The 18,151-nt window shown below is 56.4% G+C and carries 15 protein-coding genes; 9 read left to right on the top strand and 6 right to left on the bottom strand.

Annotated elements, in window-relative coordinates; genetic code table 11:
- Window positions 1–6 precede the first annotated feature (6 nt).
- The 3 genes from O77CONTIG1_RS00120 to O77CONTIG1_RS00125 all read left to right on the top strand — a co-directional run bounded on the left by O77CONTIG1_RS00120 (window position 7) and on the right by O77CONTIG1_RS00125 (window position 2,678).
- A complete protein-coding gene (locus O77CONTIG1_RS00120) occupies window positions 7–1,689 on the top strand; it encodes a GGDEF domain-containing protein (protein ID WP_068507022.1) in 1,683 nt (560 codons plus the stop codon).
- Window positions 1,686–1,835, top strand: coding sequence for a GGDEF domain-containing protein (locus O77CONTIG1_RS26495; protein ID WP_084781905.1), 150 nt, complete (start codon window positions 1,686–1,688; stop codon window positions 1,833–1,835). The genes O77CONTIG1_RS00120 and O77CONTIG1_RS26495 overlap by 4 nt, the downstream gene beginning before the upstream one ends.
- A 555-nt stretch (window positions 1,836–2,390) precedes the next feature.
- Entirely contained in the window at window positions 2,391–2,678 is a 288-nt protein-coding gene (locus O77CONTIG1_RS00125) for a hypothetical protein (protein WP_068507025.1), read from the top strand.
- Between the two features lie 343 nt (window positions 2,679–3,021).
- Here O77CONTIG1_RS00125 and O77CONTIG1_RS00130 read toward each other — a convergent pair whose 3' ends face one another.
- Together O77CONTIG1_RS00130 and O77CONTIG1_RS00135 are read right to left on the bottom strand one after the other, a co-directional pair.
- Complete coding sequence (locus O77CONTIG1_RS00130) at window positions 3,022–4,005, bottom strand: alpha-ketoacid dehydrogenase subunit beta (RefSeq protein ID WP_068507030.1); 984 nt, start codon at window positions 4,003–4,005, stop codon at window positions 3,022–3,024.
- A 189-nt stretch (window positions 4,006–4,194) separates the two neighbouring features.
- Window positions 4,195–6,642, bottom strand: a complete 2,448-nt coding sequence (locus O77CONTIG1_RS00135; RefSeq protein ID WP_225894653.1) for a M48 family metalloprotease — start codon at window positions 6,640–6,642, stop codon at window positions 4,195–4,197.
- A 451-nt stretch (window positions 6,643–7,093) separates the two neighbouring features.
- Between O77CONTIG1_RS00135 and O77CONTIG1_RS00140 the strand changes: the two genes are divergently transcribed.
- Both O77CONTIG1_RS00140 and O77CONTIG1_RS00145 read left to right on the top strand, forming a co-directional pair.
- Window positions 7,094–8,368, top strand: coding sequence for an efflux RND transporter periplasmic adaptor subunit (locus O77CONTIG1_RS00140; RefSeq protein ID WP_068507033.1), 1,275 nt, complete (start codon window positions 7,094–7,096; stop codon window positions 8,366–8,368).
- A gap of 127 nt (window positions 8,369–8,495) precedes the next feature.
- Window positions 8,496–11,669 carry an efflux RND transporter permease subunit gene (locus O77CONTIG1_RS00145; protein ID WP_068507035.1) on the top strand — a complete coding sequence of 1,058 codons (3,174 nt, stop codon included), beginning with the start codon at window positions 8,496–8,498 and terminating at the stop codon, window positions 11,667–11,669.
- A 68-nt stretch (window positions 11,670–11,737) separates the two neighbouring features.
- On the opposite strand, the gene O77CONTIG1_RS00150 is transcribed toward O77CONTIG1_RS00145, so the two are convergent.
- Together O77CONTIG1_RS00150 and O77CONTIG1_RS00155 are read right to left on the bottom strand one after the other, a co-directional pair.
- A complete protein-coding gene (locus tag O77CONTIG1_RS00150) occupies window positions 11,738–12,448 on the bottom strand; it encodes a Uma2 family endonuclease (protein ID WP_068507036.1) in 711 nt (236 codons plus the stop codon).
- Between the two features lie 114 nt (window positions 12,449–12,562).
- The gene (locus O77CONTIG1_RS00155; RefSeq protein WP_068507037.1) at window positions 12,563–13,069 is read right to left on the bottom strand and encodes a thiol-disulfide oxidoreductase DCC family protein; all 507 of its coding nucleotides are present in this window, start codon (window positions 13,067–13,069) and stop codon (window positions 12,563–12,565) included.
- Window positions 13,070–13,248: 179 nt separating this feature from the next.
- Here O77CONTIG1_RS00155 and O77CONTIG1_RS00160 point away from each other — a divergent pair, with 179 nt between their 5' ends.
- Complete coding sequence (locus tag O77CONTIG1_RS00160) at window positions 13,249–14,154, top strand: 4-hydroxybenzoate solanesyltransferase (protein WP_317134170.1); 906 nt, start codon at window positions 13,249–13,251, stop codon at window positions 14,152–14,154.
- 65 nt (window positions 14,155–14,219) lie between these two features.
- Here O77CONTIG1_RS00160 and O77CONTIG1_RS00165 read toward each other — a convergent pair whose 3' ends face one another.
- Window positions 14,220–15,365 carry an SDR family oxidoreductase gene (locus tag O77CONTIG1_RS00165; RefSeq protein WP_084781907.1) on the bottom strand — a complete coding sequence of 382 codons (1,146 nt, stop codon included), beginning with the start codon at window positions 15,363–15,365 and terminating at the stop codon, window positions 14,220–14,222.
- A 251-nt stretch (window positions 15,366–15,616) separates the two neighbouring features.
- Here O77CONTIG1_RS00165 and O77CONTIG1_RS00170 point away from each other — a divergent pair, with 251 nt between their 5' ends.
- Complete coding sequence (locus tag O77CONTIG1_RS00170; protein ID WP_317134171.1) at window positions 15,617–15,988, top strand: metalloregulator ArsR/SmtB family transcription factor; 372 nt, start codon at window positions 15,617–15,619, stop codon at window positions 15,986–15,988.
- A gap of 179 nt (window positions 15,989–16,167) precedes the next feature.
- On the opposite strand, the gene O77CONTIG1_RS00175 is transcribed toward O77CONTIG1_RS00170, so the two are convergent.
- Complete coding sequence (locus O77CONTIG1_RS00175; RefSeq protein WP_306467093.1) at window positions 16,168–16,260, bottom strand: PetM family cytochrome b6-f complex subunit 7; 93 nt, start codon at window positions 16,258–16,260, stop codon at window positions 16,168–16,170.
- A gap of 283 nt (window positions 16,261–16,543) precedes the next feature.
- Here O77CONTIG1_RS00175 and pdxA point away from each other — a divergent pair, with 283 nt between their 5' ends.
- Together pdxA and O77CONTIG1_RS23090 are read left to right on the top strand one after the other, a co-directional pair.
- Window positions 16,544–17,608, top strand: coding sequence for a 4-hydroxythreonine-4-phosphate dehydrogenase PdxA (gene pdxA / locus O77CONTIG1_RS00180; RefSeq protein WP_068507048.1), 1,065 nt, complete (start codon window positions 16,544–16,546; stop codon window positions 17,606–17,608).
- Between the two features lie 238 nt (window positions 17,609–17,846).
- Window positions 17,847–18,068 carry a DUF4327 family protein gene (locus O77CONTIG1_RS23090; RefSeq protein WP_084781909.1) on the top strand — a complete coding sequence of 74 codons (222 nt, stop codon included), beginning with the start codon at window positions 17,847–17,849 and terminating at the stop codon, window positions 18,066–18,068.
- The last annotated feature ends 83 nt before the right edge of the window (window positions 18,069–18,151 follow it).

Consider the following 18,151-nt stretch of genomic DNA (forward strand, 5'->3'; position numbering starts at 1 on the left):
CGGTCTATGAATCATTCTCAGTTTGAACAGTGGCTCCGGGCACTCTCGTGCGATCGCCCTCTTGATGACAACCCAGCAAGTCCACTCCTGACATCCACTGCCTATTTGGGCGGCCTTTCGCTAGTGTCTGCATGGCTCGACCCCTTGCCGCTGGGCATTGCAATTTATCAACAAGGTGGCCGCGCTGCATTTTTGAATCGAATGGCGCGGGAAATGCTTGGCGTGTCTCTAGGTTCCTCCTTAGAAGACACCCGTCCAATCTTGAAGGCCGGTACGGGGCGGCCGTATGCTACCCAAGCATTGCCAAGCTCTCGCGCCCTGCGCGGCGAAAGCTGCACAGCCGACGATCTGGAAATACCCTGTGCAGGGCGATCGCTGCTGCTGGAGGCGCGGGCAGTGCCATTGTGCAACAGCCAAGGCGAAGTGCTGGGCTGCATTGTTGTGTTTCAGGACATCACCCTGCGACGACAGGTCGAGCGATCGCTCGTCACCCAAAGCCACGCCCTGCGGTCGGAAATCACCCAAAAAACAGAGGTCTTGCAGCGCCAAGAATCGGAAACACAGGCCTTGCTCGCCGCCATTCCCGACCTGGTTTTTCGCGTTAGTCCCCAGGGCATTTATCTGAATTATCTCAAGACGAATTATTTGATTGACCTGATTCCACCAGACATTAACCCGGTGGGAATGCATATTTCCCAGCTTTTGCCGCCGGAGGTCGCCCAGCGCAAGCTGCATTATCTAGAAGCGGCCTTTGCCACGCAGCAGATTCAGGTCTACGAGCAGCAGGTTTGGTTTGGCGATCGCCTCCAGCATGAAGAAGTCCGCATTGTGCCCTACAGCGCCACTGAAGCGCTGACGATGATTCGCGATATTACCGACCGCAAAGCCGCAGAAGACGCGCTGCGCCAGAGCGAGGCCAGATTTCACGCCGCCTTTGACTACAGCGCTGTGGGCAGTTCCATCACCGCCCTCAACGGCCAGATTCTAGCGGTCAACGCTGCTTGTTGCGATCTGCTGGGCTATACCGAAGACGAACTGCGATCGCTCACGTTCCATGCCGTTTCTTACCCCGAAGACTTGGCTGCTGACTCAGCGATGGTGCAGGAATTAATCGACGGCAAGCGAAACTCCTTTCAGATGGAAAAACGCTATATCCGCAAGAGTGGAGAAATCATCTGGGCACTGCTGAGCGTATCGCTGGTACGAGATGCACAACAAAATCCGCTCTACCTGCTGGCGCAAATGCAAGACATTACCCGGCAAAAACAGGCCGAAGAGATGCTGATTCGAGCCAATCAGGAGTTAGAAGCCCTCGTCAACATTGACGGACTCACGCAAATCGCCAATCGCCGCTGCTTTGACCAACACCTCACCCAGGAGTGGAATCGGCTTTTGCGAGACCAGCAGTTTCTCTCGCTAATTTTGTTCGACGTAGACGAGTTCAAGCGCTACAACGACTGCTACGGCCACCAGGAAGGCGACGACTGCCTGCGTCAACTGGCTCAAGCGGCCAAGTGCTTCGTGCAGCGTCCGGCAGATTTGATCGCTCGCTACGGCGGCGAAGAGTTTGGCGTGATTTTGCCCAACACAGATATTAAAGGGGGGCGGGCGATCGCCGAAAAAATTCGCCTCGGCATCCAGGGCGCTGGGCATCCGCCCATGAGTATTCTCGCGTCGCGCAAGTCGTGACGGTTAGCCTTGGTGTCACCAGCCAGATTCCCACCTCTACGCAAACCATTGAAGCCCTGATGGCGCAGGCCGACCAAGCGCTCTACAACGCAAAGCGACGGGGACGAAACCGCACGGTGGTCTACCGGGACTTTGACATGCCCTAATCAGGCTTCGCAGATGCAGCAACTCTAGCAGGACAAATAAGTGGACAAATTAAGTATCAATTAAGTACTGACAGGAGTATAAGTACTGACAGGAGTATCGGTACAGATTGCTTAATTTAATTAAACTCAAGACGTTACGAAATTTATTAGTATTCGCAGAGCTTATTTACAAATTGAAATATCAAACTTCGTAACAAAAATGAAAGCAAAGTTCCGATTTTTAGAGATTCATTTCTTAAAGAAACGAGCCTATATTGTTACGTTTCATCACTTCAGAGAAATCTCCAGAAGTCCTTGCACCAAGACCGTTTCAGGCTGTTTGAAACCCTTTTTTAGGAATTCACGCATTAAATCTTTTTGCAATCCATCGTTTGAGTTTTTGATCTGCGCTTGAATAAAAGTATTGAAAAGAAGCGCAGTTGCGCGATCTCTTCAGGTGTTTCCCCAGAATCTTGCGTTTTACCGAATAGGTAGCTGCAAAAGAGGATGGGCGATCGCTGGGGAGCGGTTGCAGGTGTGCTGCCTTAATAAATCCATCTTTAGGGGTTCGCTGCAATGAACTGGTTTGCCCAACTCACTCGACTCATCCTCGACTTCTATCGAGAGAACCCGGCCGAACTACGACAGTTGCAGGGGCTAAAGGCTTGCCGACTGTCTCGCCGCTGGGGCGTGCTGCGAATCGAGTGTCGCGATCGCCAGGTCGCCGAAACCCTCCTTGCTGCTCAAGACTTGCTCAAGGAGCCGATTTCGGAACTCCGCATTGCCCACCAGATTAACATTCTGGTGAAAGGGGTCTTGATTAGCAGCTTAGTCGTTGATCCGTCCAAGCTCACTTTTCCGTAGGCTGTTTCGATCTGGGGCTTTGTAGCCAGCCTTGTGACAGTGTTCAAGGCTTTTTGATTCGTTCAAGGCTTTTTGAGTCGCTAACCTCTCTAATGCTGTTCTTACTCGCTGGGCGATCGCCCCACCCACTCTGCGTTTCAGAAGCCACAAAAGGAAAACTCTGTTTGGGCGATCGCCCAACTGTCACTGCGTCGGGGCGCTGTCACACGCCAGTCTTCTTCTGCATTTCACCGGAATGGATCACGCAGACTGCCCTGAAAGCTTCTCGCTGCTCATCAGGACATACACAGGACATACGCTGTGGTTCTGTTTTAGTGGGTTGTTTTAGCAGGAAGCGCGATCATTAAACCTTCAGCGCTACCAGTTTTTGCACCGCTTCCACAATTTGGGCAGGCTGCACAATCGTCAGATTCTCTAGCGTGCCGTTGTAGGGCGTGGGGATATCCTGCGACGCAAGGCGAATTACAGGCGCATCGAGTTCATCAAAGAGGCGATCGTTAATCGATGCCGTAATTTCTGCGCCGATGCCGCCCGATCGCATACATTCTTCCACGATGATCACACGATGGGTCTTGCGAATTGATGCACCAATCGTCTCAAAGTCCAGCGGCTTCAGCGAAATCAGGTCAATCACTTCCGGGTCAAACCCCTCTTTCTCCAGGGTCTTCACCGCCTGCATCACGTGGTGGCGCATCCGCGAATAGGTCAGGATGGTCACGTCGCTGCCTTCGCGCACGGTCTCTGCTTTGTCCAGCGGCAGCAGGTATTCTTCTTCTGGCAAATCCTGCTTCAGGTTATAAAGCAGCACATGCTCAAAGAAGATCACAGGGTTGTCATCGCGAATAGCAGACTTTAACAATCCCTTGGCATTGTAGGGAGTCGAGCAGGCTACCATCTTTAGCCCAGGCACGCCCTGAAAATAAGCCTCTAGCCGCTGGGAATGTTCTGCGCCGAGCTGCCGCCCCACGCCGCCCGGCCCGCGCACCACCAGCGGAATCTTGAAGTTGCCGCCGGAGGTATAGCGCAACATTCCGGCGTTGTTGGCAATCTGGTTAAACGCCAGCAGCAAAAAACCCATGTTCATCCCTTCGATGATGGGACGCAGCCCCGTCATCGCCGCCCCGACGGCCATCCCCGTAAAGGCATTTTCGGCAATTGGCGTATCCAGCACGCGCAAATCGCCGTATTTCTTGTACAGGTCTTTGGTGACTTTGTAGGAGCCACCATAGTGCCCCACGTCTTCGCCCAACACGAACACGGACGGGTCACGCGCCATCTCTTCGTCAATTGCTTCACGCAGGGCGTTGAACAGGAGGGTTTCTGCCATTGGAATTGCTAATTTTGGTAAATCACTCAATCTAGAATCATACCCTGGTTGTCTCTCATCTTTTTGCAAGCGATGCACTTTTAGACGAGAGAAGCGACCGAGGCTTGACTGGCTAGCCAAACTCGCCAATCCAAAATCGCCAATCGGTACAAGATAGATTCCCGCCAGCGTTGCCGCCTGCGCCGCGCTCTAGGCCAGCACCGACGGCAGCACAAACGCCAGCCCAATCAGCAGCGCCCCAAACAGCAGATTCCAAAAGCGGTGATAGCTGCGAACCGTCCACTTGGCAGGGCAGTCTAGCCGAATCAGGTCTACCCAGGGTATCATGCCGCGTCGGAACCAACCCAGCGCATGGACGGACTGGTGAATGAAGCTTTCGGCCTGACTTGCGCCAAACAAGAAGTTGCCCAGCGGCCCAAAGCGGGACGAATAGCGCAGTAAGATCATCCCCGTCGGGTCTTGCAGCTTGAGTTCTGAACCATAGGCATAGCCAGAGTCGCCTTTACCAATAATTTCGCCGCTTAGCTTGACCGGACGACCCCGCAGCGGGCTGGCGTAGGGGTCAGACATGAGCGTGAGTATGTCCATCGCCGGGGCGCGGTTGAAGTCGGGATACATGACGAAGGTTTTGAACAGCAGCCCGATGCCGCCGCCCAGCAGTGCAGGCGCGGCGATCGCCCCCAGGTTGCTCGCACCGCTTTGGTAGAGGGCGATCGCCACGATCAGCCCCAGCCCAAAGCCAATCCAGTCCGCCCAATACAGCAGCACATCCAGCACAAAGTTGCCATAGAGCCGCGTCTTGTTTAGCCCGCGCCCTTCACGCACCACCTGCGCCATGTCAAACTCTGCACCCAGCCCAAGCTGTTCGGCGTAGGTGCTGAGGGCGCGGACGCGCTTGCCCGTCAGCGGGTGAGTGGAATTTAGCTCCATCCAGGCCGCCCAGGGATTGAACATATCCCAGAGAAAGACGCGCCCCACCTGCACCGGGCTTGCTGCCACGCGGTAGGCCGTGCCTGTGAATCCGGCGCTGCTGCTGTCGGCAATGCCCAGCGTGCGAGTGCCTTGCAGCACCTTGCTGGGCTGGGGGTTGCGCTGTCCCTCTTCCACAATGCCGTAGGCGATTTTCACCAGCGCCCGCGACAGTCCGTTGGGGTTGCCCGTCACCTCGGCGGCAAAATGGTCGGCGTAATATTCTCGCGTGCGCGACAGATACAGCACCAGATATTCGCCTAGAACGTAGAACACGTAGGCGGCGATCGCCACACTCCGCGTCCCCAGCTTGAGCCGTCGCGCCATTTCGCTGTCGCCCAGCCAGTCCTGCGCCTCTCGCAGATACAAGTAAAGCAGATACATAATCTGCACCAGCGTTGCCGCTAGCGTCATCACGGCAAAGTCCCAATGCACGACATGGCCGAGTTCGTGGGCGTAGACCGTGGCCACTTCGTCATCGTCCAGGTACTTAAACAAGCCCTGGCTCACCACCACTCGCGCCGTGTTGGGCAGCGAGCCGTAGGTAAAGGCAGTGGGGTTGTCGTCGGGAATTAGCCCCAGGCGCGGCTGCGAAAGCTTCTTTTGCTGGCAAACGGTGCGGATGACGCGGCCCGCTTCTGGACTGCGCCGCTCAATATCCGACAGCGAGACCCAGCGCGTGCCATAGAGCCAGCCCTGCACCGCATCCATAATCAGCGGCGACAGGAAAAAGATAATGGCGTTGAAGAGCAGGGTTGCCATCAGCGCCAGACCCAGCCCCGCTGTGGGGTTGTTGCTGCCATGCAAAAACAGCAGCGCCAGGCACAGCGCAAACACCATGCCAAACAGCAGCGTGATCGTCATGCCCGATGCCAGGGCCAGGCTGCTGGCCACGCCTTTCATCACTAGCGAGACTCCACCGCGAGGGGCGCGGGTTTTGGTGGGGCTGAGGGCGGACGGTTGGGCATTTTGGGTTTTGGAGTTTGGAGTTTGGATTTTGGGATGCAGGCTGGCTGCGTTGGTGAGGGGTGCTTCGAGTTGGGTTGCTTCGGCTTCGGGTTCGGGAGCCAGCGTGTTGAGGTATTGGCGGGCCCAGAGCTGCACGAATTCTTTTTCGTGGTGCAGCAATCGACGGCAGAGGGCGATCGCCGCTTCGGTCTGCCCATTGCCGTTGTAAGCCTTGACCAGCCACATCTGCGCCTGTGCGAAATCCTTATGATGCGGATCGGCGGATCGGCAGTACGTTTCCAAATGCTCAACGGCTTCGACAAAGCGCTTGGTTTTCAGCGCGTGGTTGCCCCGATTGAACAGGTCAAGGGCTTCCTCGGCACTGAGCGTGGGCAGGTCGGCAGTGGGCGCGTCGGTGGCGGCCGAGCCAGCGGTTTCCGGGCCGATTGCAGGCGCAGCAGATAGTGTGGGCAACAGGTTTCTGGCCCAGGTTTGCACTTGGGGCGGTGCGTTGGTGCTGAGCTGCTGACAAAGGGCGATCGCCCGCTCTGCCTGCCCACCGTCGTAATAAGCCCGCACCAGCCACATCTGCGCCTGGAAATAGAGCTTGGACTGGCGATCGGTGGACTGGCAGCAAGCCATCAGCGCTTGAATCGCCGCTGCATATTGCTGCCGTTTGACTGCTTGAATGCCCGATTTCAGGAGGTTCTCGGCCGTCATGACTCGTACTCCTCAAAAAACAATGAGGTATCAAATTGAACACGACACCTCTAGGATTCCCATCTGGGAATCTTCCGTATTCTTCATCGCCAAAACTTGCTTTCCCGGAGCCTGCCCCAACCCCAAAGCCTGATGGGAGTAACCCGATTGGAGGATGCCGCAGCAGGGCGATCCCGCTAAATTACTTAACCATTCCCGCGATACATGAATCAATATTTAGATTTGCAAAAGAGAATCGTGAAAATCGCTGTGAAAATCCTGAGCGCACGGCTTTGAAGCTTTCAGGTTGAAACTTTCAGGTTGGAGTTTTTGAGTTGGGATTTTTGAGATAGCGCTTGGTGACTTCTTGATTGTTATGGTTTGGCGCTAGCAACGCAGTTCCAGCGGCATTTCGTGACTAGAGTGTTCACGTCTTTGTTTGGGGTTTATTTCGCTAATTTCAGGTTTCAATATGAGCGTGAAGGTGTTGCGTCGAGGTTCGCTGTTTAGTGCTGCGCTGCTGCTGTCGGTAGCGGCTGGGGCCTGCCGGGGCGGTTCGCCAGGAATGCAGGGCGGGCCGCCACCAATGCCTGTAGAACTGCAAACGGTGCAGGCCAGCACGGTGGTAGAAACTTCAGAGTTTGTCGGAGCGCTGGAGGCGGAAGATCGGGTTGTGCTGCGCCCCGAAGCCGATGGGCGTGTGGTGGAAATTTTTGTGCGTCCGGGGGATGTAGTGCAGGCGCGAACCCCGATTGTGCAACTGCGGGCTGATCGCAGCCGCGCAGAGGTGAGCGGGGCGATCGCCGATCTAGAAGCGGCACAGTCATCTCGAAATACAGCCATTGCACGGCTGCGAGCGGCCGAAGCAGATGTTGCCCGCGCAGCAGCGGATGTCACGCTGGCGGAGTCAGATTATCGCCGCATCGAATCGCTGGTGTCGGCCGGCGCACTGTCGCGGCAAGAGCTAGACCGAGCGCGAAATACCCGCGACACGGCGATCGCCAGCCGTCGGGCAGCCGAAGAAAACGTGCAGGCTGCCGAAGCCTCGCTGCGCGAAGCCGAGTCCCAAATTGCCCGCGCCCAGGCAGATCGCAACGTTGCCGTAGAGGATTTGCAAGATCGGCAGGTGCTTTCGCCGATTGCGGGCGTGGTCGGCAATATCCCGGTGAAGGTGGGCGACCTGGTAACACCTAGCACCACGCTCACCAGCATTATTCAGAACGGTACGCTGGATTTGAACATTGCCGTGCCTATCGAGCGATCGCGCCAGCTCCGGGTCGGACTTCCGGTCGAAATGCTGGACGAACAGGGACAGCCTGCCCTGCGCGGACGCATCAGCTTCGTTTCGCCGGAGGTCAGCAGCGGTGAGCAGTCGGTTCTGGCCAAGGCCAGCTTTAGCAACGACGGCAGCCTGCGCGACGGGCAACTCGTCCGCACCCGCGTCATCTGGAGCAGCCAGCCCGGTCTGCTAGTACCCACTGCCGCCGTCACGCGCATTGCTGGACAAACTTTCGTCTACGTCGCCGAAGCAGCCGAACCCAACCCCGACCAGCCCGCGCCCCCTGCCGAACCCGGACAGCCGCCGATGCAGGTCGCCCGCCAACGCCTCGTGCAACTGGGCAGCATCCAGGGCAACAGCTATCAGGTGATTTCCGGCGTGCAGCCCGGTGAGCAAGTCGTTGTGTCGGGCGTGTTAAACCTTACCGAGGGCGCACCGATTATGCCTGCTCAGGCGATGGCGCAGTAGGGGTTCAGGGTTTGGGATTCGGGGTTCGGTTTTGCATGAACGCTAGCATTCCAACCAGCCCAAACTCTCCTCTTGTTGCGACTTGTATGCCTGACCCCTGACCCCTGACCCCTCATTCCCACCCCTCATGTTTGCCAACTTTTTCATCAAACGACCCGTTTTTACGCTAGTTTGCGCCATCATCACGGTGTTTTTGGGGTTGGTGGTGCTGCCGACGCTGCCGATCGCCCAGTTTCCTGACATCACACCGACGCAGGTGGTAGTGACGGCCAACTATCCGGGTGCAGATGCGGAAACGGTCGAAAGCGCCGTGACCAATATCCTGGAGCGGGAAATCAATGGCGTGGACGGGCTGCGCTACATGAGTTCTAGCAGCGGCAGCGACGGCACCAGCCAGATCACCGTCACCTTTGCGGCGGGACAAGATCCCGACATTGCGGCGGTGAACGTGCAGAACCGAGTGGCGCGGGCCGAGCCTCGTTTGCCAGAACTGGTGACCCGCACTGGGATTACGGTGGAGCAGTCGTCGAGTAATTTTTTGATGGCGATCGCCCTCTACCCCACCAACGGCGAATACGACAGCCTCTTCCTCAGTAACTACGCTGACCTGTACATGGTGGAAGCCCTGCGGCGGATTCCGGGGGTCGGCTCGATTCAGATTTTCGGCGAGCGCAAGTTCGCCATGCGCCTCTGGCTTGATCCGGCGCGGCTAGCAGCACGGGGGCTAACGGTGCAGGATGTCACCAGCGCCATTCGCGAACAAAACCTCCAGGTGGGCGCAGGACAACTGGGGCAACAGCCTGCTGATCCGAATCAGGAATATCAAATCAACCTGCGGGCCGATAGCCAGCTCAAGTCCGTCGAAGAATTTGAAAATCTGGTCTTGAAAACTGGTGAAGGCGGCAACCTGGTGCGTCTGAAAGACGTAGGACGGGCGGAACTGGGTGCAGAGAATTATGGAACTTTCTTGACCTATAACGATGTTGAATCCATCGGTTTAGGCATCACGCAGCGTTCCGGTTCCAATGCGCTAGAGACAACGGCTGCTGTTCGCAAAGAGTTAGAAAACTTGAAGCGATCCTTTCCGCCTGGAATTGACTACGCCGTGGCGTTTGACATTACCAGCTTTGTGCAGGTTTCCCTGCAAGATGTGGTGTATACGCTAATCACTGCTATCCTGCTGGTGGTGCTGGTGCTGTTCATTTTCTTGCAGGATTGGCGCACTACGCTGGTTCCGGCGATCGCCATTCCGGTTGCGCTGATTGGAACTTTCGTGTTCACCAAGATATTCGGCTTCTCGATTAACACGCTGACCTTGTTTGGTCTGACGCTGGCGACGGGTGTGGTCGTGGACGACGCGATTGTGGTGGTGGAGGCGATCGCCGCCAAGGTGCAAGATCGCGGCATGAATCCATTCCGTGCGGCAGCCGAAACCATGAAAGAACTGTCCGGCGCGGTGATTGCGACTTCACTGGTGCTGATGGCGGTGTTCGTTCCGGTGGCGTTTTTTCCTGGCACGACGGGCGCGATCTACCGCCAGTTCGCGCTGACGATCGCCTTTTCAATTGTGGTGTCTACCTTCAATGCGCTGACCTTTTCGCCTGCGATGTCGGCGCTGCTGCTGCGGCCGCGCTCCGACCACCAGGGCTGGCTGGGGCGACAGTTTGAGCGGTTTAACCAGTGGCTGGATGGAATTCGACAGCGCTATCAGCGATCGCTCACGGTGTTGTCTCAGTTGAAGTATTGGGTGTTGGCCGGGTTTGTGCTGGCGCTGATGGCCACGGCCTGGGTCTATCGCACGGTTCCCGGAGCCTTTTTGCCAGAGGAAGATCAGGGCTATTTCATTACGCTGGTGCAGGCTCCGGAAGGCGTGTCCCTCAACTACACCAAGAAAATTCTGGATGAAGCCTCGGCTGAGGTACGCAAGATTCCTGAAGTAGAGTCGAACTTTGCCGTAACGGGCTTTAGCTTTGCAGGCGTTGCGCCCAACCAAGGTATTATGTTCACGCTGCTGAAGCCTTGGGAAGAGCGCAAAGGCCCCGGGCAATCTGTCCAAGCAATCATCGGGCAAATCCAGATGAAGTTCTTCGGAATGCCCAAAGCCCGAATTTTCTCGCTGAACCCGCCCTCAATTCAGGGATTGGGCAACTTCGGCGGTTTCCAGCTAGAAATGCAGGATCGCCGGGGCAATATGCCCCTGAATGAGTTTGTGGGCTATCTCTACGCGCTGATGGGGGCGGCGAATCAAAATCCCAATTTGCAGGCGGTGTTTTCTACCTATTCCGCCAGCACGCCGCAGTTGGTTGTGGATGTAAACCGGGAGCGGGCCAAGTCCTTGGGCGTGGATCTTGACGACATCTTCTCGACGCTCCAGAGCTTCTTGGGGTCTGATTATGTGAACGATTTCACGCTGGATCGGCGCAGCTATCGCGTGTATGTTCAGGCAGACGAACAGTTTCGCGCCCAGCCAGAGGATGTGAACCAACTGTATGTGCGGTCTGCTTCCGGCAGCATGGTGCCCCTCGGCAACCTGGTAACGCTGACCCCGACCACCAGCGCCCAGTCGATCACGCACTACAACCTGCTGAGGTCGATTTCGGTGCAGGGCGGCGCGGCGCCGGGCCGGAGTTCTGGACAGGCGATCGCCGCAATGGAGCAGGTCGCCCAGCAGGTGTTTCCACCCAGCCTGGGGTTTGAGTGGACCGGCACCGCCCTGGAGGAAATTGAGTCGGGCGGGCAAGCGCCGCTGCTGTTTGCCCTAGGACTAGTAATGGTGTATCTGGTGCTGTCGGCGCAATATGGCAGCTTTGTAGATCCGGCAATTATCTTATTTGCTGTGCCGCTGGCGGTGCTGGGGGCGCTGGGGGCGCAGTTCCTCCGGGGGCAAGCTAATGATGTGTATTCCCAGGTGGGTCTGGTAATGCTGATCGGTCTGGCGAGTAAGAACTCAATTCTGATTGTGGAATATGCTAATCAGTTGCGCGAGAAAGGCTTGCCCATCACCAAAGCGGCGATCGAAGCCGCTCAAGAACGGTTGCGCCCGATTTTGATGACGGGCTTTTCCAGTTTGGTGGGCTTTTTCCCGCTGATGATTGCCACCGGAGCCGGAGCCGCCAGTCGTCGCTCGATTGGGACGGCTATTTTTGGCGGCTACCTGCTGTCTACCTTCCTCAGCCTGTTCATGGTTCCCGTGCTGTACATCATCGTGAAAAAGCTGACGGATCGCTTCATGCCTGCGCTGCCTGCACCGCCTGCCGATTTTGAAGATTTGGAGGAACCGCTGTCGGCCACGCAGAAATAACGCTGAGACGACGCAGAGATAACGTAAAGTAAGAATGATTGCGAAACAAGCCGTGCAACCCCCTTTTGTTAGGTGGTGCGGCTTGTTGGCGATCGCCCATCCAGCAGTTCCACAAACGCTCGATGCGCCGGGTCAGCCAGCCCCGCTTGCAGCACATTTAGCACCTCAATCATCCGCCCCTCCAGCAGCGCGGGCGCGGCCAGCCACAGCCCTGGAAACACGCTGCTGCGAATGATGCCCTCCGCATCGGGTTCCACCAGGACATATTCCTCTGCCTGCAAGCGAAACCAGCTCAGGCGATTCTCGAAGGTTTGCCAGACCAAATACTCCTGCACGCCATTGCGGCGATAGGCGTTTTGCTTGGCTTCCAGGTCGATCGCGGCGCTGCTGGTGGCAATTTCTGCGACGAGTTCTGGTGCGCCTTCGATATAGCCGTCATCGCTAATCGTGGAGGTTCCGCCCACCTCAATCCGCAGCAGCGCATCCGGCTGGGGTTCGTTGTCCATGTCCAGCCGAGTGGTCGTATTGTCTGATCCGCTGACACCCGGCGTTGCCACGCTATAGACCCCTAGCCAGGTGATGAGATTGAAATGCGGGTTGCCATGAAACGTTCGGACTGGAGATGCTACGTAAACCACTCCTTCAATGAGTTCTGCTTTGAAATGCTCCGGGGTTGCCTGATAGCGGCGCTCAAACTCGGCGCGGGTGAGGCGATCGCCACTTTCTAGCGGCGGCATTGGCACAGAGCGGGCAGGCTGTTGAGGATGTTGCAACACCATTGGCTACTCTCTAGGGCACTCTTGAAGCGGCACTTTCGAAGCATCGAAAGAGATGGCGCTATTCTAACGAACAGCTTGGGCCATTCTAGATTTTAGATTGGCAATTTTGGATGGCTAGTTCGAGCTGCCGACGGTGTCTGGCTGGGGTAGATCTGGCTGCAAGTTGCAGTCGCCCAGCCCGCAAATCGGATAGGCAGACTGATAGAGGCGATCGCGCTTGCCAAACAGGGCATAGCGGTTGTCGCGGACTTGTTCATAGAGGCGATCGCCCGCCCACTTCACCCCCGGCAGCGCCCGATAGGCCGCGACAAATCCGTTGCCCAGCGGCAGCAGTCGCCCAATTTCTTCCGCCGCGTCGCTGCCCTGCCAGCGTACCTCCGGCGCATCCGCCCGCAGCAAAATCATCCCCAGTTCGCAATCCCGTGGAGTAATACCAAACTGCGCCAGCGTCGGTTCATCCTGCATTGGCGCATATCGAAACATCTGACCGCGATCCAGCGATTCCAGCAGTTTCACCAGATTAACGCAGAGATTGCAGTTGCCGTCGTAAATCACGAAATAGGGTGCGCTGGCTGACGGACTCGTAGCATCTGGGAAGGAAGGATTGCGAACGTCAGTCATAGCGCTCCGATAACTTGATGAATTTGTCGTTATCTCTATTCTAGAAACTGAATATCTAGAAACTGAGTGGGGGCGAATCTGGTTCCAGACCGGATTCTCGACTTCCTCATTTCTTCATCTTTCCGCCATCGCCTGCGACCCTGTAGGCTAAGGATAAATGCATTCATTCCCCAACGCTCTTGGCAACTCAACCTATGGTGACTCATCCCTCGCCCCAACCCCAACCCACTTGGCTGAAGGTGATACGCCTCTTGCGTTGGGACAAACCCGCTGGACGGCTGATTTTGATGATTCCGGCACTGTGGGCGGTGGTGTTGGCGGCGCGGGGCAATCCGCCGCCGATTTTAATTGGGGTGATTGTCCTGGGGACGTTGGCCACCAGCGCGGCGGGCTGCGTGATTAATGACCTGTGGGATCGCAACATTGATCCACAGGTGCAGCGCACCAAAACCCGGCCCCTGGCCTCGCGGGCGCTGTCGGTGCGGACGGGCATTGTGGTGGCGCTGGTGTCGATGCTCTGCGCCTACGGATTGTCGCTGTATTTGAACCCGCTCAGCTTTTGGCTGTGCGTGGCGGCGGTTCCGGTCATCGTGCTATATCCGCTGGCCAAGCGGGTGTTTCCGGTGCCGCAGTTGGTGCTGTCGCTGGCGTGGGGCTTTGCCGTGCTGATTAGCTGGAGCGCGGTGACGGGCACGCTGGAGCTAGAAACCTGGCTGCTGTGGGGGGCAACGGTGCTGTGGACGCTGGGGTTTGATACGGTTTACGCCATGGCCGACCGGGACGATGATTTGCGAGTCGGGGTCAACTCTAGCGCGATTTTCTTTGGGCGATATGCGGCGCAGGCAGTGGGCGCATTTTTCACAGCGACGGCGGTGCTGCTTGGGAAGCTCGGTAGCTTAATGGCGCTAGGCTGGGGGTATTGGATTGCGCTAGCAGGGGCGATCGCCCTCTGGGTCTGGCAATACTTCCGCCTCCGCCACACCCGCACCACCGCTCCAAACCCCGCTCTTTTTGGTCAAATCTTCCGGCAAAATGTCTGGGTTGGCTTTGTGCTGCTGTTAGGCATGGCCCTCGGCTTTCTTTGAGATTTTTGGCTTTGGATTTTGGATTTTTGATGGCCCGTCGAGCGTCTGTGGGGCTTCCGGCAAGTTCATTCGGAGTGCCCTAAGGAAAATTGAGATAACACCAGATAACTTTTGGGGCGGAAACCCCGAAAAGGGTTAGGAAGCTGATTCCCAACCCCCCTTCTGCACAGGTACTGCAAAGTGACACCTTCTAAACCCTCACTAGGGCTTGGGTTCTTCGACTTTTTTTGAAGGGCGATCGCTTCATTTTTGCGCTTCATCGCCTTTTCTTTCGCCTTTTCCTTCTCGTATTCTGCTTCCTTCAGCTTTTTCATAATCAAGCTGAAGTATTCCTGCATGTAGCCTTCCAGGGTCGTCAGTTCCTTCGGGTCAATGCCAAAGACTTGATAGGTTTCTTCCATCGGCGCGGTCAGTGGTTTACCCGTAGCCAGCACTTCAGTAAAGGCGAGGCGATCGGCCTGGTTCCAGCCCCACTGAAAGAATCGGGCGATCTTGCGGGCGGCCCGCAGCAGCCCCAGCGGCATTCGAGACACTTTGGATTCCTGCCCCGACAAACGCTCACACAGGCGGATAATCTCATACGCGCCCCAAGCCCGCGACCCTACCACCGGAAACGTGCGGTTAGCCGTTTCGGGAACTTTCAGCGCCTGCACCGCAAATTTGGCTAAATCTTGCGTGTCGATGTAGGCAATCGGCGACGTTTCCCCCGTCACCCAGACGGCCTGCTTTTCCAGGATGGGAATGGCGTACTGCCCGATTAGCCCCTGCATGAAGCCAGCCGTCCGCAGAACCGTATAGTTCAGCCCCGACTCTGCCAAAAACTGCTCGGTGCAGTGCTTGATTTCCATCAGCGGCACGTCGGGATATTTCTCGGCATCCAGGATAGAGAAGAAGATAAAGCGCTCGACCCCTGCCAGCTTTGCCGCTCGAATCAGCGCCACCTGTCCTTCCCAATCGACCTGTCGCACACCGAGCGAATCTGTCGCACGAGCCGTGGCCGCGTCAATGACCGCCGTTACCCCGTCAAAGGCAGGGGGCAATGTCTCTGGTTCGCACAAATCTCCCAGCACCAGTTCTGCGCCCCATTCCCTGAGAAACGAAGCTCTGCGGAAGCTTCGCACCAGACAGCGCACTGGATAACCTTCATCCAATGCGCGACGAACGACCTGCCTGCCCAGGGTGCCTGTTGCACCGACCACGAGTAACGTCATTATAGACTTCGTCCGAAATCGTTAACTTTTTATAAGATACACCTTTCATTCTCTAATATTTCGGCCCGCTAGAGAATCCGTTTTTTTGCGAGACGCGCTGAATAGTAGGCAAGTTGCTAGGCTAGAGAGAGCTTCACCTGTGTTGTGCAGGCTGCAAAGCGGCTTTCAGTTTGTAAAATCTTCATTAAAGCCTACCCCTCAGACCTATGCCCAAAGCAGTGTCCCAGAGGAATTCCTCTCCGATCCGAGCAGTGGTGAGCGAGTCTTTTCCAGAAGATAGCCCCAGTTGCGCGACGGAGCATCCGGTCGATCTGGAGCATGTGCGGCAGGCGCAGCGGGGGCTGCTGAGTGTCGAAAAGGCGCAGCGGATGGCAGAATTTTTTGCGCTGCTGGGAGATGCCAATCGGCTGCGGATTGTGTCGGCACTGGCACAACAGGAGCTATGCGTCTGCGACTTGGCAGCGGTGGTCAGGATGAGCGAGTCGGCGGTGTCTCATCAGTTGCGATCGCTCCGATCGCTCCGACTGGTCAGCTATCGCAAGCAGGGGCGCAATGTGTTCTATTACCTGAAAGACAGCCACGTCTTAAACCTGTATCGAGAAGTGGCAGAGCATCTGGGATGAGCCAGAGGATAGCTAAGGGCGTTGGATTTTAGATTTGCGATTTTGGGTTTGCGATTTTGGGTTTTGGGAAAGGTTGGGTAGGGCTGCCTGGTTTCTCGTGGGCGGTGTTTCGTGACTAATCGACGGAAACCGCGCAATCTTCAAACGAACCAGGCCAGCCAACCTGAAATTACTCTAAATTACTCTTCGCCGCCCTGGAGCTTAAGCAGCGCAAAGCCTAAAGCCAGCCCCACCAAAATTAGGGTAAAGGACAGAAAGGTTGCGTTCAGCATTTCACCGCTCATGTTTTCGATATCTCCTTAATTAAGTGCGATTGAGTGGGTCTGGGAGCCTCTGGCTTGGCAGCAACTTGCCCGCAACGACCTTGAGCGAAATGCTGCATAAATAGAGATGCATGGATCAGGGTTCAGTTTTGGGCAAGTGTGCCAAGGCTTGCAACATGCATTTTAAGGCAGTTTGCAGCCCGTTTGGTGGATTGGTTTTGGGTTTTCGTCGGTTTTTGGAACAGCGGTTGCCGTTTGGGGCAGGATTTGTAGCGTTTATCAGGAGAAGAAAATGGTGCAGCCAAGAGTGGCGATCGCCCTGGGAGATCCGGCGGGAATTGGTTTAGAAGTCGTCCTGAAGGCACTGATGGACTTGACAACCGAGCCACCAGAACAGCCCAGCAAAATCACGCTAGTCGGCAATCGCGTTTTGCTGGAGCAGACGTGCGATCGCCTCGTGCAGGCAGGATGTTCCCACCTCCCCGACCTCTCTACGCTCGACCTGCTGGAGGTGCCGCTCGACTCGGCGCTGATGTCCCAAATTGCGCCCGGAGAGGAAAGTGCTGCCAGCGGCGAGGCCAGTTTTCGGTTTTTGCAAACGGCGATCGCCCACACGTTAGCAGGTGAGTTTGACGGCATTGTGACTGCGCCCATCGCCAAGTCTGCCTGGAAAGCGGCGGGTCACGTCTATCCGGGGCAAACGGAGCTGCTGGCAGAGCAGGCAGGGGTAACGCGGTTTGGCATGATGTTTGTTGGGCGATCGCCCCACACAGGCTGGACGCTGCGGGCGCTGCTGGCAACGACGCACATTCCCCTGCGGCAGGTGCCCGATGCCCTCTCGCCCAATCTGATGACGCGCAAGCTGGGGCTGCTGATTGACAGCCTGCGGGACGATTTTGGAATTTTGCAGCCGCGAGTGGCGATCGCCGGACTGAACCCCCACAGCGGCGAGCAGGGCCAGCTCGGGCGCGAAGAATTGGAGTGGCTGACCCCCTGGATTCACCAAATGCGGCAGCAGCATCCCCACCTGACACTAGACGGCCCCATTCCGCCAGACACGCTCTGGGTGCGGCCAGGGCAGGCGTGGTTTGGCACGTCGCGTCCGGTGCAGACCCATGACGCTTACCTGGCGCTGTATCACGATCAGGGGCTAATTCCCGTCAAGCTGATGGCGTTTGATTGCGCCGTCAACACCACAATCGGGCTGCCCTTTGTGCGGACTTCGCCCGACCACGGCACCGCCTTCGACATAGCAGGTCAGGGCGTTGCTGATGCGAGCAGCATGAAAGCAGCAATCTTGCTAGCGATCGGCCTATCCGCAAAACGGCTGATATTTCCACAGCCGCTCCAAACTTAGTAAGTTCGTATCATTACAATGTGATGATTTCGTGACTTTTTAATATTTTTTAATCTCATTGCCGAAGAAGTAGCGTGAGAATAGAGATGGTTCAGTATACTGAAATACAAAAGGTAACACTGATTGTAAATAAACGCTAACTTTTGATACAGAGTGTTTCGTTGAGTGTTCCTACGTAGGTCAGTCATGCTTGAAGCACTCACGACGTTTCGATAGTTCTAGCGCAGAGGTCGAAATCATGCTCCAAACCGTTCAATACTCTATGGATCTCCTTCAAGACGAAGCCCGTCAACTGGTTCAAAAAGGGATTGTCAGCCGTCAGCAGCCCATCTACGTCCTCTGCAAATATATTCCTGCCCGCGAGTGGGCCTGCGTTGAGTGCGAGCTTGAAAAGTGTGATTTTTTGTTGCGCGATCGCATCGGCGATCTGCTTGGCCATGAGGAGTGGGACAACGACTAGGCAAACCTGGCTTCAGAACCTTCTGGAGCGACTCTAGCGGCACAACCGTGTAACTACGGAACCTAAAAAAATCAACCGGGGAT

The organism is Leptolyngbya sp. O-77 (assembly GCF_001548395.1).
Classification (GTDB): Bacteria; Cyanobacteriota; Cyanobacteriia; order Elainellales; family Elainellaceae; genus Thermoleptolyngbya.

Excerpts from the sequence above, each read along its gene's own strand:
- O77CONTIG1_RS00120 (WP_068507022.1), top strand. The coding sequence starts at position 7 with ATGAATCATTCTCAGTTTGAACAGTGGCTCCGGGCACTCTCGTGCGAT.
- O77CONTIG1_RS00125 (WP_068507025.1), top strand. The coding sequence starts at position 2,391 with ATGAACTGGTTTGCCCAACTCACTCGACTCATCCTCGACTTCTATCGA.
- O77CONTIG1_RS00130 (WP_068507030.1), bottom strand. The coding sequence starts at position 4,005 with ATGGCAGAAACCCTCCTGTTCAACGCCCTGCGTGAAGCAATTGACGAA.
- O77CONTIG1_RS00135 (WP_225894653.1), bottom strand. The coding sequence starts at position 6,642 with ATGACGGCCGAGAACCTCCTGAAATCGGGCATTCAAGCAGTCAAACGG.
- O77CONTIG1_RS00140 (WP_068507033.1), top strand. The coding sequence starts at position 7,094 with ATGAGCGTGAAGGTGTTGCGTCGAGGTTCGCTGTTTAGTGCTGCGCTG.
- O77CONTIG1_RS00145 (WP_068507035.1), top strand. The coding sequence starts at position 8,496 with ATGTTTGCCAACTTTTTCATCAAACGACCCGTTTTTACGCTAGTTTGC.
- O77CONTIG1_RS00150 (WP_068507036.1), bottom strand. The coding sequence starts at position 12,448 with ATGGTGTTGCAACATCCTCAACAGCCTGCCCGCTCTGTGCCAATGCCG.
- O77CONTIG1_RS00155 (WP_068507037.1), bottom strand. The coding sequence starts at position 13,069 with ATGACTGACGTTCGCAATCCTTCCTTCCCAGATGCTACGAGTCCGTCA.
- O77CONTIG1_RS00165 (WP_084781907.1), bottom strand. The coding sequence starts at position 15,365 with ATGACGTTACTCGTGGTCGGTGCAACAGGCACCCTGGGCAGGCAGGTC.
- O77CONTIG1_RS00175 (WP_306467093.1), bottom strand. The coding sequence starts at position 16,260 with ATGCTGAACGCAACCTTTCTGTCCTTTACCCTAATTTTGGTGGGGCTG.
- pdxA (WP_068507048.1), top strand. The coding sequence starts at position 16,544 with ATGGTGCAGCCAAGAGTGGCGATCGCCCTGGGAGATCCGGCGGGAATT.
- O77CONTIG1_RS23090 (WP_084781909.1), top strand. The coding sequence starts at position 17,847 with ATGCTCCAAACCGTTCAATACTCTATGGATCTCCTTCAAGACGAAGCC.